This window comes from Ruminococcus sp. YRD2003 (assembly GCA_900109435.1).
GTDB lineage: Bacteria > Bacillota > Clostridia > Oscillospirales > Ruminococcaceae > Ruminococcus > Ruminococcus flavefaciens_G.
In genome coordinates this window covers 96,080-112,203 of sequence record FNZT01000011.1, presented here as the reverse complement: position 1 = coordinate 112,203, position 16,124 = coordinate 96,080, and the positions used below count along the sequence as shown (strand labels likewise).

Annotated in this window: 13 protein-coding genes; all 13 read left to right on the top strand. The window is 53.7% G+C overall.

Annotated elements, in window-relative coordinates; genetic code table 11:
- Positions 1–18: 18 nt before the first annotated feature.
- A complete protein-coding gene (locus tag BMX22_RS10575; protein WP_074742419.1) occupies positions 19–1,635 on the top strand; it encodes a Gldg family protein in 1,617 nt (538 codons plus the stop codon).
- Positions 1,632–3,179, top strand: coding sequence for a DUF4340 domain-containing protein (locus BMX22_RS10570; RefSeq protein WP_074742418.1), 1,548 nt, complete (start codon positions 1,632–1,634; stop codon positions 3,177–3,179). The genes BMX22_RS10575 and BMX22_RS10570 overlap by 4 nt, the downstream gene beginning before the upstream one ends.
- A 101-nt stretch (positions 3,180–3,280) precedes the next feature.
- On the top strand, positions 3,281–3,565 hold the full coding sequence (locus BMX22_RS10565; RefSeq protein WP_074742417.1) for a hypothetical protein: 285 nt from the start codon (positions 3,281–3,283) through the stop codon (positions 3,563–3,565).
- A 357-nt stretch (positions 3,566–3,922) separates the two neighbouring features.
- The gene (locus tag BMX22_RS10560) at positions 3,923–6,010 is read left to right on the top strand and encodes a glycosyl hydrolase (RefSeq protein WP_074742416.1); all 2,088 of its coding nucleotides are present in this window, start codon (positions 3,923–3,925) and stop codon (positions 6,008–6,010) included.
- A gap of 153 nt (positions 6,011–6,163) precedes the next feature.
- Positions 6,164–7,537, top strand: a complete 1,374-nt coding sequence (miaB, locus tag BMX22_RS10555; RefSeq protein ID WP_074742415.1) for a tRNA (N6-isopentenyl adenosine(37)-C2)-methylthiotransferase MiaB — start codon at positions 6,164–6,166, stop codon at positions 7,535–7,537.
- Between the two features lie 15 nt (positions 7,538–7,552).
- Positions 7,553–8,410: a hypothetical protein gene (locus BMX22_RS10550; protein ID WP_074742414.1), complete on the top strand. Its 858-nt coding sequence runs from the start codon at positions 7,553–7,555 to the stop codon at positions 8,408–8,410.
- A gap of 14 nt (positions 8,411–8,424) precedes the next feature.
- Positions 8,425–8,829, top strand: a complete 405-nt coding sequence (locus tag BMX22_RS10545) for a YlbF family regulator (protein WP_074742413.1) — start codon at positions 8,425–8,427, stop codon at positions 8,827–8,829.
- Between the two features lie 518 nt (positions 8,830–9,347).
- Entirely contained in the window at positions 9,348–11,972 is a 2,625-nt protein-coding gene (gene mutS, locus BMX22_RS10540; protein ID WP_074742412.1) for a DNA mismatch repair protein MutS, read from the top strand.
- 9 nt (positions 11,973–11,981) lie between these two features.
- Entirely contained in the window at positions 11,982–12,293 is a 312-nt protein-coding gene (locus BMX22_RS10535) for a hypothetical protein (RefSeq protein WP_074742411.1), read from the top strand.
- A gap of 11 nt (positions 12,294–12,304) precedes the next feature.
- Complete coding sequence (mutL, locus tag BMX22_RS10530; RefSeq protein ID WP_074742410.1) at positions 12,305–14,308, top strand: DNA mismatch repair endonuclease MutL; 2,004 nt, start codon at positions 12,305–12,307, stop codon at positions 14,306–14,308.
- An 11-nt stretch (positions 14,309–14,319) separates the two neighbouring features.
- The gene (locus tag BMX22_RS10525) at positions 14,320–14,610 is read left to right on the top strand and encodes a hypothetical protein (RefSeq protein WP_074742409.1); all 291 of its coding nucleotides are present in this window, start codon (positions 14,320–14,322) and stop codon (positions 14,608–14,610) included.
- Positions 14,611–14,826: 216 nt separating this feature from the next.
- Positions 14,827–15,777 (top strand): tRNA (adenosine(37)-N6)-dimethylallyltransferase MiaA, encoded by a 951-nt coding sequence (gene miaA / locus BMX22_RS10520; protein ID WP_074742408.1) that lies wholly within the window; start codon positions 14,827–14,829, stop codon positions 15,775–15,777.
- A 107-nt stretch (positions 15,778–15,884) separates the two neighbouring features.
- A complete protein-coding gene (gene hfq / locus BMX22_RS10515) occupies positions 15,885–16,124 on the top strand; it encodes an RNA chaperone Hfq (RefSeq protein WP_031559851.1) in 240 nt (79 codons plus the stop codon).

The window sequence follows — 16,124 nt, the reverse complement described above, 5'->3', positions numbered from 1 at the left end:
AGGAAGGTGCAATAACAGATGAGCAAAAACAAAAAAGAAGAAATAGAGAAGGTAGAGAGTGCAGCTGCCGATGAGAGCAGCAAGTCCGCCTCTCACGCGAAGCGCGGAACAGGCAAGAAGATAAAATACGGCTCGATGTCGCTGGGCATCGTGGTAGTAGTTATCGCTATCGTAGTGCTTCTGAACCTCATGTGCGGGCTCGTAGTCAAGCGTTACCCCGTAAAGCTCGACCTCACGAGCGATAAGAGATACGACCTCTCGGACGAGTCGATCGACGCGCTGAAGTCGCTTGAAAAGGACGTGGACATCGTTGTAACGTGCCCCGAAAATGATTTTGAAGGGCTCTCAAATCAGTACAAGGCAATGATATACCAGTCCTACGGCATGAATGTGGAATTCCCGTATACGATCATCCCTGAGATGCTCGAAAAGTACAGTATGTACGCAGGGAGCGGCAAGGGAAGCGTAAATGTCAAGTACGTCGATATCAACAAAGACCCTGATGTCATCGCGAAATACAAGGCAAATTACAGCGGCGAGATAACCGCACAGAGCATGATATTTGCCTGCGGTGACCGCGTAAAGGTCATCCCGCAGAACGAAGTGATCGGAATGATCGCTCCTTCAAAGGCAAGTGCTCAGTCCACCAATCTACAGATGGTATTCGGCGGCGAGAGCACGATAACCTCCGCTATCATGTCCGTAGCCGATTCCAAGCCGATAAAGGTCGCAGTCGTCAGCAAGATGAACGGAAGTGTGGTAGTTGACCAGATAGGTGCTAACATGGCGTACTCCACAGAGCAGTTCCTCAACAAGAACGGCTATGACTGTACGGAAGTGGATATCGCTGCAGATGAGCTCGGCGACTACGATATGATCGTGCTCTGCTGTCCCGCATTCGACTTCTCGGACGACATCATCAGCAAGATGACCGATTTCCTCTACAACGACGGAAAATACGAGAAGGACATGATATATATCCCGAGCCTCGACGCACTGAATCTCCCGAATATCACCGAGTTCCTCGCTGACTGGAAAATACAGATCGACGAGAACTACATCAAGGACGACAAGAACAGCGTTGCTATCTCGGGACAGCTCTACCCCACAGTAATGGTAAGCGATACCGAAGAGGTAGGCACGCTCCCGAATGACACGCTCCCGATAGTAGCTCCCTTCGGAAGGACTATAACTGTAGTCGGCAAGAATAACGAGACAGTTATCAAGGAGCTCCTCAAGTCCAACGACACATCGTACACCGCATCTCTTGTTGACGACAGCGATTCGAGCGAGAGAGCGGCATATAACATCGTAGTAAAGGCGAGAAAAGAGACATCGTCGGGTATCAGCGTATACGGCAGCGACCTTCTCGTGATAGGCAGCCCGTATATGCTCGACAGCACGATACTCTCGAACACTAACACCTACAACAACGCAACAGTGCTCCTCACCGTCATCAACGGTATGTCAGGCAAGGAGAACAGCGCTATCATACCCGAGAAGTCGCTCCAGCAGAATTACATCTCGCCCGACGCGACAGCTCTCAGGGTCATTGAGATAACAGTTATCCTCGTGATACCGTTCATCATCGCCTGCATAGGACTTGTTGTACTGTTAAGGAGAAAGAATCGATGAATAAAACAGCAAAGGGTCTTATAGCGCTCAGCGGAGTGCTGGTGCTGCTCGGAGGCGGCTATGCCGCCCTGAAGCTCACCGAGGACAAGGGCGGCGAGAGCGAGAGTTCCTCTTCGTCCGAGACCTCCGAGAGCGGAAAGCAGGTCATCATAATCAGTGACGATACTCCCGACGGTCCCGACAACCCGAACAGCAATATCGAATACGGCGTTATCAAGACTGTTGACGTCAAGAATCCGACAGACGAGCTCCATGTGGTTCAGAGCGGCAAGGGCACCAATGAATCGGGCTCGTCATATACGACCTACACACTCGACGGCTATCAGGACGTGGCAATGGACAACTCTGTTATCGGCACGCTCGCGAACAACGCGAACGAGCTGACATCCGAGGACGTGATTGCCGAGAACTGTAAGGATATCGCAAAGTACGGACTTGCAGACCCACAGACGACCGTAGATATCAAGTACGAGAGCGGAAAGGAGTACCGTATGCTCATCGGCGACGAGGCTCCCTCTGGAGACGCGACCTACGTAATGATAGATGGCGTTGACACGGTTTATACCGTAAGAGACTCCGTGCTCTCCAACTATAAGCGCACGGCTGTTGAATTCGTTGATAAGACGCTGCTCAAAAGCCCCGAAGAGACACCTGTTGTCAAGGAGCTGAAAATAGAGCGCGGCGATATCGACTACAACATCGTGATAAAGTACGACGAAAAGGCTGACGACCCCGATTATACGGGCGGAACATCGTCCTCGCACCTTCTTGTCGAGCCGACAAAGGCATATCTTGCGGTAGAGCGTTCGACCAACGTGGTCTCGGGTATGTTCGGGCTCAGTGCAGCAGGCATATACAGCGTACACTGTACAGACGCAGACATCGCGGAGGCAGGTCTCTCAGACCCGTTCTGCCGCGTGACGATGAGCTGCGAAGACGGCAGTGAGTACGTGCTCCTGCTGAGCGAGCTGTTCACCGACAGTGAGTACGGCAAGTGCTGCTACGGAATGCTTGAGGGCGGTAACGTCATCTTCATAATCAGCGAAGACAAAGCGCAGTGGACGACTGTTATGCCTGTAGATATAGCCTCGAAGATATTCCTTGCCGCATACGTATGGAACCTCACCGACCTCAGTGTTGAGTGCAATACAGGCGACAAGGCGGAGTTCAGGCTCACGAAGAAAAATCCCGATGAGAAGAAGGACTCCTACAAGGCTGAGGACTTCAACATCACGAAGAACGGAGAGAGCTTCGACAGCGAGCGCTTCCGCCAGTTCTACGGCTTCCTTATCAGCGGCAACGCGGAAAACTTTGCTCTCGGCGAGGAGATACCCGCGACTGAACCGATGGTAAAGATGCAGTATACAGATTCGTACACAGGAGAGACCGAAACGCTTGAATTCTACGAAAAGACAGCGATGTCGGCGCTCATCGTCGTAGACGGCGAAGCGAAGTTCACAGTGACGAAGTCGTTTGTTGATACGCTGATACACAACGTGCAGATACTCGACACCGACGAAGAATTCAAGCTGACATGGAAATAATTTGTAATTATAGAACTCGGAGTTCAGAACTCAGGTCGTAGTGGCGGCGCTCCGCTGCCCGAAGTTACGACAAGCATATCATACGAACAGGAGGAAAACAAATGAGCGAAAAGTTTTTCACATACAAGGGTTATCCGCTCGTGAGGAACGGCAACCAGATATACTACGGATACATGGCTGACCCTTATGTAATATGGATACAGATACTCGCCACAGCCAAGAACGAGGCAGGCGAGGAAGTCACCTCAAAGGTCAGAGTCGTGCAGATGGACACCAACGAGACAGACCCGATAAAGGCATTCGTGAAGAATGCAGAGCGCGAGTGCGGACTTTACGAGGCACTGGACATCGCCAAGGTATGGCTTGATAAGGCACTGGCAGTATAAGATCGAGAGAGAGGAGCGAAAGCTCCTCTCTTTTTTGTCGGGTACTCATGTGAGGGCTCCGTCTCGGTGCTCCGAGGAGCAGTCAGCGTGTGCCCTGTAAGAGATACAGCAAATGATTGAACTACAATGATTAAATCTTTCTGATTAAATTCGACTTAAATAAAGCGAGATTTTTCTTTATATGTGCAAAATCAAACTGTGGATTTGGTGAATGCAACGATTTTTTATACTGTTCATAAAAAGTTCTTGAAATAATACTTTATCGTGACTATAATTAAAGTGGATTTAATCTAAAAAGCTGTTTAGGCGCAGCTTAAAAGAACATAACGAGGGATAATTTTATCGGAGGGAAAAAACATGAAAAAAATCATTTGCAAGCTCCTGTCAGCCGTATCGGCTGCGGCTGTCACTGCGGCAGGCGTACCGTATGCCGCTCCCGTACAGGCGGCGGACACCGTCTTCCCGTACACCATCGAGGGTGAGGACTTGGAGGGCGCCGACCTCTGGACGTCCATCTACGAAACGAAGATACCCGATTATTCGGGCGAGGGCTTCTGGTACCTCACGAATGCATCGGGCTCTTTTGAGGTGACAGTCCCCGAGGACGCGATGTATCAGCTCACAGTGCGCGGAGCCCAGATACTCAGCGGCGAAGGCGGAGCGCGTCAGCAGGCGGTCAAGGTAAACGGCGTGAAGTACACGATACAGGCGGGTTATTCCGCAGAGTGGCGCGACTACGACTTCGGCATGATACGTCTCAACAAGGGCGTGAACACCATTGAATTCATCAACGAGTACGGCTACATGGCGATAGACACCGTGACCGTCTCTGAGGCAGTGTTCCCCGACCTCTCGAAGGCAACGGACGAGCTCTGCGACCCCGACGCCATTCCCGAGGCAAAGGCTGTGATGAAGTATCTTCACAGCGTCTACGGCACGAATATCCTCTCGGGACAGCAGCAGATATACGGCGGCGGAAACACGATACAGACCACGATACGCTACGACGAGAACGCCGACAAGTGTACCGACCAGGACGGCGTCGAATACGAAATAGACCCCGAGAGCTACGACAAGGATGAGCAGGGTCACAAGTTCCCGTGGCACTGCACGGGCCCCGACGGTCAGGTCTACACCTACAGCACGCAGAACCGCAACTACACCTACAACAACTACGACCTTGACGTAAACCTCATACACGACCTCACAGGCAAATATCCCGCGATACAGGGCTTCGATTTTGGAAGCTACTGCCCGTGCTACGCATGGGACGACGGTGTTGCGGGACGAATGATAGAGTGGACGAACGAAAAGGGCGGCATATGCACAGCTTCATGGCACGTGAACGTCCCGACAGTTCTCGCAGACTATACTCTTGGCGAGCCGCTCGACTTCTCCAAGACGACATACACCGAAAAGACCGACTTCAAGACCGCGAACTGCATGGTCGAGGGCACAGTCGAGTACGAGTATTTCCAGCTGTGTATGAAGAACCTCGCGGCAGAGCTGAAAAAGCTTCAGGACGCGGGAGTTCCCGTGATATTCCGTCCTTTCCACGAGGCAGAGGGCAACCCGAGCCACACCGACGACCCGATAGACGGCTCGGGAGCATGGTTCTGGTGGGCAAAGGAAGGCGCAGTAGTCTACAAGCAGATATGGGCGCTCTTACAGGACACCCTCGAAAACGAGTACGGTCTGCACAACCTGATATGGGAGCAGAACCTCTACGCGTGGTCGGATTCGTCAGCTGAGTGGTACTCGGGCGACGACAGGGTCGACATAGTCGCATTTGACAAGTACAACACCCAGTACAACCGCCACGACGGCAAGACCTCGGGACCCAACCTCGACGCCGAGGCAGGCATCTTCTACAAGATACACGGCTATGTCAAGGGCAATAAAATGGTAGCAATGGCAGAGAACGACTCCGTACCGAGCATGACGAATATGCAGGTCGAGCACGCCGACTGGCTGTACTTCTGCCCGTGGTACGACACACCCGAGACCCCCTTCGTAAGCGGCGAGAAGTATCAGGACCACGCAGAGCTGAAGGCTCTCTACAACAGTGACTACTGCATCACGCTCGATGAGCTTCCCGCCGACCTTTTCAATGGCGGCACAGCTCCGACGAGCACGACCTCGTCCGCGGCGACAACGTCCAGGACGACGACCACCACTGCCTCCGCGACTGCAACTACAGCTTCGACCTCCGCAGGCAAGGTGACGCTCATCGGCGATGCCAACTGTGATAAGAAGGTAACGGTAGCGGACGCAGTAGCGATACTTCAGGCACTGGCGAACAAGGACAAGTACGCGCTCACTCCCGAGGGAGCGGCGAATGCGGACTGCTGTGATGTCGGCGACGGCGTGACAGCGAAGGACGCGCTTGCGATACAGCGTCTTGACGCGAAGGTGATATCCGACCTTCCCGAAACGAGCAAATAAGCGAAAAAGCACCCGAGAGCGCTCGGGTGCTTTTTTATGCGTCTCTGTCTGCGGTAACGTGGATATATTTTGTACGTTTCGCCACTTGCAAGACTTCCCGACTTGTGTTATAATGATATATTGGCGGAAAATGTTCGGGGAGGTACATGGAAGTTGAACGATAACACCGTGATAATAGACGAAATAAAGCGCCTTCTCGGCGATAAAACACCCCTTGCATACGTGCGGAGCTTTGGCTGTCAGCTGAATGTCTCCGACGGCGAGAAGCTCAAGGGACAGCTCAAAAAAATGGGATACGGCTTTACGGAGGACGAATCCACAGCCGACCTTATCATACTCAACACCTGCGCCGTCCGCGAGAATGCGGAGGACAGGGTATTCGGCATAGTAGGCAGCATGAAGAAGCTGAAAGAGCAGAAGCCCTCGCTCATCATCGGCATAGCGGGCTGCATGACGGCTCAGAGCCATATTGCGGAAAAGATAAAGAAGTCATACCCGCAGGTCGACTTCGTGCTCGGCACATCTGCGATAAACGGGCTTCCGAAGCTGCTGCTGGACAGCCTGCGGGGAGTGAAGTTCTCGGCTGATATAGCGGAATACGACGATTTCTCGGCGGAGGCAGAGCAGGTGCGCGAGAGCAGCTTCAAAGCGAGCGTGCCAATAATGTTCGGCTGCAACAACTTCTGCACCTACTGCATCGTGCCGTACGTGCGCGGCAGAGAGCGCAGCCGCCGTCCCGAGGACATCATTTCCGAGGTGGAAGGTCTCGTGCGGGACGGCTACAAGGAGATAATGCTGCTCGGACAGAACGTCAACTCCTACGGCAATGACCTCGGCGGAGAGATGAGCTTCCCACAGCTTTTGCGGAGGCTGAACGCGATAGAGGGAGACTTCCGTATACGCTTCATGTCCTCTCACCCGAAGGACGCATCAAATGAGCTGATAGACGCGATATTTGAATGTGACAAGGTCGCGAAGCACCTGCATCTTCCCGTACAGAGCGGCAGCGATGATGTGCTGCGCCGCATGAACAGGCGATACACAGCGGAGAGCTACCTTGCGATAGTGGACGAGATACGCCGCCGCGACCCTGATTTTTCACTGACGACGGATATAATAGTCGGTTTCCCTGATGAAACAAACGAAGATTTTGAGGCGACACTTGCTATAATGGAAAGGGTGAGGTACGACAACATCTACTCTTTCATCTACTCGAAGCGCACGGGCACGAAGGCAGCAGAAATGCCCGACAGTATCACCGACGAGGAGAAGGGAAAGCGGATGCGCCGCCTCCTTGAGGTGCAGCGCGGCATATCGACGGAGCACTACAAGCGCTTCATCGGCAGAAGGATGCGTGTACTGGCAGACGACATATCGAAGAAGCACGATGGCTATGTGACGGGCAAGAGCGACGAGTTCATCATCGTTGAGTTCGAGGGTGACAGCACGCTGATAGGACAGTTTGTCGACGTCGAGATAACCGCGGCGATGAACTGGGCAGTCATAGGCAGACGGATACAGAAATAAGCAGGAGGAATAGCTATGAAAAAGTTTTTGGCACTTTCATGTTTGACGGCGATACTTCTCGCGGGCTGCGGAGTTGACGAGCCGAACGAGGAGATAAGCAAGCCCGCCCCTGTGAGTGTTCCCGCGACGGAGGCGGAGACCACCACAGAGCCCGCGACAGAGCCCGCGACAGAGCCCGAGACGACCACCACGATTGCAACGACTACAAGGGCTACAACTACAAAGGCGACCACCACAGCCGCTACAACGACAACATCGGCGACAGCCACAGCTCCCTCTGGCGGCACGGCTTCGTTCACCGACAGGCTCGACAGCTATGCTGAGCTCTACAAGGCGGAGGTACAGCGCGTGTGGGACGAGACATACAACGCCAACGACGGCACGGTCATGATAGACTACGTGCTCTACGACATCGACAATGACAGGATACCCGAGCTGATTTTCAATCACGGCACGTGCGAGGCTGATATGATGGTGACGGTCTACACGGTAGACCTCGACGCCAAGCTGAAAAAGGTAGGCGAGGTCGGAGGAGGTCACGCCGTATTTGCCGAGGACGATTCCGAAGACGCCGACAACCGCGCATTTGTTCTCGTGCAGGGACACATGGGCTATATGACGATACGCTGGTTCACGCTGGGCGACGATTTCACCTTCAGCGAGCGCAGAAAACTGGAGCACGAGCTCAAAGCTGACGAGGATTATGAGGACGTAGAGTGGGACAACTCCGTATGGCGTCTGGACTACATCAGCGCGTATAATATGGATAAGGACAGCAAGCCGAAGTCGTATTACAACTACGCATACAGCGAGGCAGAGGAGCAGGACGGACTTGTCCTCGATTTCAACTATGATAACGGCTGGCTGAGATAAAAAAGGAGAAAGAAATGGATATTATTGAAATGACGAGGGAGCTCGGAAAGGCTCTCCAGACTGACGACAGATACATCGCGTATATGCTCGCGAAGCAGGTAAACGACGGCGACGAGGAGCTTCAGGAGCAGATAGACAGCTTCGAGAAGATGCGCTACGACCTGAGCATGGAGCTCACGAAGGAGAACAAGGATACCGACAAGGTGAAGGAGCTTGACGAGAACATCAAGGCGACATACAACAAGATAATGTCGAACAAGAACATGATAGTGTTCACAGCGGCGCAGAAGTCACTGGAGGCGCTGGTGAACAATATGCAGCAGATAATCACCATGTCAGCCAACGGTGAGGACCCTGCCACCTGCGAGCCGTCAACGGGCTGCACGGGCAGCTGTGCGACCTGCGGCGGCTGCCACTGAGTACGCAGAACTCAGAACTCAGAACTCAGACTGTAGGGGCGGATATTATCCGCCCGCAATATACCGACAAACCAACGGCTACCAAATGTAGGGGACGGCGCGGCTAACAGCCGCCCGTACCCTCTGTCAGCTTCGCTGACATCTCCCTACACTGTAGGGAGTCACCCGACGTCCCACCATTATACCGCAAAACAAACGGCTACCAAATGTAGGGAACGCCGCCCTCGGCGTTCCGCAAATATACCGACAAACCAACTCAGACTGTAGGGGCGGATATCATCCGCCCGCAATATACCGACAAACCAACGGCTACCAAATGTAGGGAACGCCGCCTCGGCGTTCCGCAAATATACCGACAAACCAACTCAGACTGTAGGGGCGGATATTATCCGCCCGCAATATACCGACAAACCAACGGCTACCGATTGTAGCGGCGAGTTCCGCTCGCCCGCGAATGACCGAATGAACACGGGCGCACGGAATGCGCCCCTACAAATCCACGATAAGGAGAAAAGATAATGGATATCGACAGAAGCAAGATATCGCCGATGATGCAGCAGTATTTCGAGGTCAAGGACAAGTACGCGGACTGCGTGCTGTTTTTCAGGCTCGGCGACTTCTACGAGATGTTCTTCGACGACGCGATAGCGGTATCGAAGGCACTCGAGCTGACGCTCACGGGCAGGGACTGCGGTCTCGAGGAGCGTGCGCCGATGTGCGGTGTCCCTTACCACGCCGCTGATGTATACATAAAGAAGCTCATAGATATGGGCTTCAAGGTGGCGGTATGCGAGCAGCTCACCGACCCTGCGGAGACGAAGGGGATAGTTGTCCGCGATGTTATCCGCGTAGTCACCCCGGGAACGCTGACGGATTCGAGTATGCTCGACGACGGCTCGAACAACTACCTGTGCAGTGTCTACTACGATGAGGAGAACAAGACCTGCGGAGTCGCGACAGCCGATATATCGACGGGCGAAGCTTCTCTCTGCGTTTTTGAGGGCAAGGACATGGAAGCCGACGTGATAAACGAGCTTTCCCGCTGCCGCCCCGCGGAGATGATATTCCCCGAGAACTTTCTCTCGATGAAAACTGTGGCGGAGTTCGTAAAAATACGCCTTGAATGTGCCGTGACCCTGCGTGACACGGTATGCTTCAGGACGCCCGACCGAATAGATTACGTGAAGGAGGTCTTCGGCGTCAAGTCCATGCCCGAGCTCGGCATATCCGAGGACGGCGCGGACTGTTATGCCGTGTGCGGACTTTTTGACTACATACGCGAGACGCAGAAAGCCACAGTATCGCGCTTTACTGCGATACAGCTCATGCAGGGCGACGCCTACATGGGGCTCGACCTCAACGCGCGCCGCAACCTCGAGCTGACCGAGACCATGCGCAGCAAGGAGAAGAAGGGCTCGCTGATGTGGGTGCTTGATTCGACAAAGACCTCAATGGGGCGCAGGATGCTGCGAAGCTGGATAGAGCAGCCGCTGAAGAGCCCTGCTCGTATAATCGAGCGTCTTGACGCGGTACAGGCGCTCTACAGAAAGAGCGTGACACTTGCGGATATGCAGGCTCTTCTTGAAAGGGTATATGACCTCGAGCGCCTGATGACGAAGGTGATGTACAAGTCGGCTACCCCGCGCGACCTCCGCTCGCTGTCAGCGACGGCGATGCAGCTTCCCGCGCTGAAAAAGGAGCTTGCGGGACTTAGCGGCAGCTCGAAGCTGCTTGCAAGGCTCGACAGCGAGATATCCACGCTCGATGAGATAGTGAAGCTCGTGGAGAACGCGATAATGGAGGAGCCGCCGATATCCGTTAAAGACGGCGGTGTTATCAGGGACGGCTTCAACGAGGAGCTCGACTCGCTCCGTCACATAATGAAGCACGGCAAGGACATCATTGCCGAAATAGAGCAGCGCGAGAAGGACGAGACAGGGATAAAGAACCTGAAAATAGGCTATAACCGCGTGTTCGGCTACTATCTGGAGGTCACTCGCTCGTACTACGACCTCATTCCCGAGGACTGGATACGCAAGCAGACCCTTGCGAATGCCGAGCGTTTCATCACCGAGGAGCTGAAAAACGCCGAAAATTCGATACTCGGAGCCAAGGACAAGGCGCTCCAGCTCGAAGCGGACATATTCGCGGAGGTCAGGGACTTCCTCGCGACTCGTCTCGAACCCGTACAGAAAACGGCTTCGGCGGTCGCTGCGGTGGACGTACTCTGCTCGTTTGCGGACGTCGCCCTCAGGAACAACTATGTAAAGCCCGATATCGCAATAGACGGTGCTATTGACATCAAGGCGGGGCGTCACCCCGTAGTTGAGCTCATGCTCGAGGACGAGATGTTCGTGCCCAACGATGCCTACATCGACAAGAAAGCCGACCGCATGGCGATAATCACAGGACCGAATATGTCGGGTAAATCGACGTATATGCGTCAGGTCGCGCTGATAGTATTAATGGCGCAGACAGGCAGCTTCGTGCCCGCAGATTCCGCAAAGATATCGGTCGTTGACAAGATATTCACCCGTGTGGGCGCCTCCGACGACCTCACCGCAGGACAGTCAACGTTCATGGTAGAGATGAGCGAGGTGTCCGATATACTGAAAAACGCCACACCCGACAGCCTTGTCATACTTGACGAGGTCGGACGCGGTACGTCCACATTTGACGGCGTGAGCATAGCGCGGGCGGTCGCGGAGCACATCTGCACATCGAAGAAGCTGGGCTGCAAGACTCTGTTCGCGACTCACTATCATGAGCTGATAGAGCTTGAAAACGAGCTTGAGGGCGTGAAGAACTACAGCATCGCGGTGAACAAGCACGGCGGCACGATACGCTTCCTGCGCAAGATAGTGCGCGGCGGAGTTGACGAGAGCTACGGAGTAGACGTCGCGAAGCTTGCGGGACTTCCGGGCAAGGTAGTCGCGAGGGCGAAGGACCTGCTCGAAGAGATGGAGCGCGCTCACGCCTCCGAGCGTACTGCTGCGGCGCGCGACGACGGCGGACAGATAAGCTTCGGCAGTCTCGGACGCGAAGCCGCTCTCGGAATGCTCGAACGCACCAATATAGATGAGCTTTCCGACGAGGAATGCAGAGGCTTGTTAAAAGATATGTTGAATGTTATTAATAATTGAGGTAATAGTATGGCGAAGCATATTTGGTCGAAGGAAGAAAATATAATATGTTGCTTAAGCTGTGTAAGTGAATATGTGATAAAGAAAAACGGCTGTGATCCGTTTGAATTTATAGAAAAACTTCATTCCATTTTTATTGCTATAGGCAGTGATATACCACTTTCCTCTATTAGAATGAAAATGCAGAATATTAAACAGCTTTTTATTGAACTTGATGTTGAAAACAATCTAAGAATCAATGAATTGGAGCATTATTCAAAGGATAACAAAGAAGCTATGATATCTGTTTTGGATATGCTTTCAATAGAATATAATAAATAAAGGAGTACGCTATGCCGCATATCAACGTACTGAGCAAGGAGATATCCGAGCTCATAGCCGCAGGCGAGGTCATAGAGCGCCCCGCCTCCGTAATAAAGGAGCTTGTTGAGAACTCCATAGATTCGGGCGCGACCCATATCACCGTCGAGATGAAGAACGGCGGAACAACATATATGCGTGTCACGGACGACGGCTGCGGCATGGCGTTCGGTGACGTGCCGACGGCTTTTCTCCGCCACGCGACGAGCAAGATAGTTACAAAAAAAGACCTTGACGATATCCGCACCCTCGGCTTCCGCGGAGAGGCACTTGCCTCGGTGTCGGCAGTGGCGAGGGTGGAAGTGATGACAAAGCGCCGCGAGGACGAGTACGGCACCCTCTACACCATTGAGGGAAGCGTGGAGAGATCGCACGATAGGGGCGGCTGTCCCGACGGCACGACCATAATAATACGCGACCTCTTCTACAACGTCCCCGCGAGGGCGAAGTTCATGAAGAAGGACGTCACCGAAGCCAACGCGATCAGCAATATAATGCAAAAGACCGCGCTCTCGCACCCGTCTGTCGCATTCAAGCTCATACGCGACAACCGCATGGAGTTCAACTCTGCGGGCGACGGCGAGCTGTTTTCGGCGGTATATGCAGTCTACGGGCGCGATTTTGCACGCGACCTCATCCCCTGCGACTATGAGTACAATGGGATACACGTCAGCGGCTACGTGATAAAACCGCTGTATTCCCGCAATAACAGGGCATTGCAGAACTTCTTCGTCAACGGCAGATATGTCAGGTCGCGGCTGTGCTCGGCTGCACTCGAGAACGCCTACTCGAATATGATAATGACAGGGAAGTTCCCCGCCTGCGTGATGATGATAGACCTCGCACCCTCGGCAATGGACGTCAATATCCACCCCGCAAAGGCTGAGGTGCGCTTTACCGACGAAAAAACGGTATCGGACGCGATATATTTCGCTGTGAAGAACGCCCTCATGAACGACGGACTGATATACGAATTCGAGCTCAAGTCCCGCACCGACTGGACAGCGCCTGTTCCCGAAGAGAAGCCACTCCAACAGATGTCGATGTTCACGCCCGTGGAGGAGATAGCGAAAAAGGAGCAGGAGCTCGCCGCACACGAGACAGCGGTGAAAGTCCCCGAAAAGCCTGCCTATACTCCGCCTGTGAAGGTCGAGCGCGACGAAGCTGAGGTCGTGAGCATACGTCCGTTCGAGCATTTCGGCGAGAGCGGCGTGACGGCTGCGAAGTCCGAACCCAAGCCGCCGCTTCCCGAAACCAAGCCTGCCGCGGCTCCCGAGCCCGAGCCCGAGAGTGTTTCGGCGGCTCCGATAGAGGGCTTCACCTACATCAGCGCGAGCTCCTTTGCGAAGCCTGCCGCACCCGCGGAGGAGGTCAAGGCGGAGCCCGCGGACGCACTGCACGAAGAATTCCCCGATATCAAGGTCATCGGCGAGGCATTCGGGCTTTATGTGATATGCGAGAGCGCGGGCAAAATGATAATGATAGATAAGCACGCGGCTCACGAGCGCATCATCTTCGAGCGTCTGAGAAGCCGCAACTGCCGCCAGTACAGCCAGAATCTGCTCACAGGGATAAAGGTGCTGCTCACGGCGGAGGAGATAGACGCGATGGAGAGCCAGCAGGAGCTTCTTGCCGACCTCGGTTTCACGTTTGATTTCTCGCAGAGACCGTGCATCGTCGCGACGGCTGTCCCCACCTTCATAATGGAGGCAGACATAGAGGACATCATCTGCGAGGTCGCGAACAATCTTCGTATGCACAAGGCAGACCCACAGTCGGGGCTGCTCGACGATATGCTGCACACAGTCGCCTGTAAATCGGCGATAAAGGCAAATGACAAGAGCACGCCCGAGGAGCTGCAAGCGCTCGCGGAGCAGGTCTGCTACAATGAGAACATCAGGCATTGTCCGCACGGACGCCCCGTGATGTTCACGATGACAAAATATAATATCGACCACCAGTTCAGACGGACATAAGGAGAATACCAATGGAATTCCACGTAAGCAATAAACTGATAGTGACGGCAGTGATGTTCGCTGTCGCTTTCGTGCTTGTTACGTTTATATTTTTCAGGAAGCCGCATATCGCGAGGAGCAAGAACCGCCTTGTGCGGACGGCTGTGATATTCTGCATCGCCTTCGTACCCGGAGTGCTCGCGGCTACGGTCTGCGCGAAGGCTCTGACCGAGATCTGCACGCACGTTTTCGGCGATGTAGCGCAGACTGTCGCCGAGGAGATAGTCGACGACGACAACGAGGAAGAAAAGCACGCGGCATAAACCTTGTAGGAACGCATAAATTCTGCGCGTCAAATTTGTTAAAACTAAACAGCAAATGTAGGGGCGCACAATGTGCGCCCGCGCCTTTTTGAATCTGTTCGGGAGAAAACGATTGTAGGGGCGAGTTCCGCTCGCCCGCGTCTCGCACGATTGCTGTGGCGGCATATTGTAGGGGCGTCCTTTGGGCGTCTGCAACTTTTATTTTTGGAGGCTGACATGGATAAATCAAATAAGCCCTTCGTCCTCGCAGTGGTAGGCCCGACCGCCTCGGGCAAGACACGTCTCGGCGCGGAGCTCGCGAAGGAATACGGCGGCGAGGTAGTTTCAGCCGATTCCATGCAGATATACAAGGGAATGGACATCGCCTCCGCGAAGCCGACGAAAGCGGAGATGCAGGGCATCCCGCACCATCTCATCGGCGTGATAGACCGCGATACGCCGTTTTCTGCGGCAGATTACGTGAAAATGGCGCGCGAGGTCATCGCTGATATCCTCGGCAGGGGAAAGCTCCCCGTTATCGTCGGCGGAACAGGGCTGTACGTGGATTCGCTGCTCAATAACGTGCAGTTTTCCGAGATGAAGAGCGACCCCGACTACCGTGAGAAGCTGCACGCCCTCGCCCGCACGCAGGGCAGCGAAGCGCTCTACGCGGAGCTTGTACGTGCAGACCCCGCGGCGGCGGAGTCCATACATATGAACAACACCGTCCGCGTGGTGAGAGCGCTCGAGGTCATACACGTTACGGGCAGACTGTTCAGCGAGCTCAAAGCGGAGAGCATCGCAGAGGAGAGCCCCTACGACTCGCTTATACTCGGGCTGAATGCCGCAGACAGAGCTGTTCTGTACGAGCGGATAAACCACCGTGTTGACGAAATGGTGCGTGCAGGACTTATCGAAGAGGCACGTGCCGTCTACAGCGAGGGCAACCTTCGCACAGCCGCCAACGCCATAGGCTACAAGGAACTGATACCGTACTTTGAGGGAGAGATGCCCCTTGACGAGTGCATTGACAAGATAAAGCAGGAAACGCGCCGTTACGCGAAAAGACAGCTCACATGGTTTAGGAGAAATGAACGTATCAGGTGGATAGTTGCGGACGATTTTAGTAAAAATTATGAAATTTTAGAAAATTCCAAAAAAGCTATAGCAAAATACGGAAGAGTATGATATAATGTATTGTGTGTATTTTTATCCTTATGGGATAGGTATGCCCTCTCGCGGACGGCACTATGCTCCCGCGGGCGTGAAAAACTACAAAGGAATGGAGAATGTGTATGAACAAAACGATCAATTTACAGGATGTTTTCCTCAACCAGTGCAGAAAGGAAAAGATCGTCGTTACCATTATCCTTACCAACGGCTTCCAGTTCAAGGGTATGGTAAGAGGATTTGACAGTTACGTAGCAATATTCGACTGCGACGGCAAGCAGCAGCTCGTATACAAGCACGCTATCTCGACGATAATCCCCGCAAGACCCGTTTCTATCCTCGATACATCCGAGAAGAGCGAATGA

Excerpts from the sequence above, each read along its gene's own strand:
- BMX22_RS10575 (WP_074742419.1), top strand. The coding sequence starts at position 19 with ATGAGCAAAAACAAAAAAGAAGAAATAGAGAAGGTAGAGAGTGCAGCT.
- BMX22_RS10570 (WP_074742418.1), top strand. The coding sequence starts at position 1,632 with ATGAATAAAACAGCAAAGGGTCTTATAGCGCTCAGCGGAGTGCTGGTG.
- BMX22_RS10565 (WP_074742417.1), top strand. The coding sequence starts at position 3,281 with ATGAGCGAAAAGTTTTTCACATACAAGGGTTATCCGCTCGTGAGGAAC.
- BMX22_RS10560 (WP_074742416.1), top strand. The coding sequence starts at position 3,923 with ATGAAAAAAATCATTTGCAAGCTCCTGTCAGCCGTATCGGCTGCGGCT.
- BMX22_RS10550 (WP_074742414.1), top strand. The coding sequence starts at position 7,553 with ATGAAAAAGTTTTTGGCACTTTCATGTTTGACGGCGATACTTCTCGCG.
- BMX22_RS10545 (WP_074742413.1), top strand. The coding sequence starts at position 8,425 with ATGGATATTATTGAAATGACGAGGGAGCTCGGAAAGGCTCTCCAGACT.
- mutS (WP_074742412.1), top strand. The coding sequence starts at position 9,348 with ATGGATATCGACAGAAGCAAGATATCGCCGATGATGCAGCAGTATTTC.
- BMX22_RS10535 (WP_074742411.1), top strand. The coding sequence starts at position 11,982 with ATGGCGAAGCATATTTGGTCGAAGGAAGAAAATATAATATGTTGCTTA.
- mutL (WP_074742410.1), top strand. The coding sequence starts at position 12,305 with ATGCCGCATATCAACGTACTGAGCAAGGAGATATCCGAGCTCATAGCC.
- BMX22_RS10525 (WP_074742409.1), top strand. The coding sequence starts at position 14,320 with ATGGAATTCCACGTAAGCAATAAACTGATAGTGACGGCAGTGATGTTC.
- miaA (WP_074742408.1), top strand. The coding sequence starts at position 14,827 with ATGGATAAATCAAATAAGCCCTTCGTCCTCGCAGTGGTAGGCCCGACC.
- hfq (WP_031559851.1), top strand. The coding sequence starts at position 15,885 with ATGAACAAAACGATCAATTTACAGGATGTTTTCCTCAACCAGTGCAGA.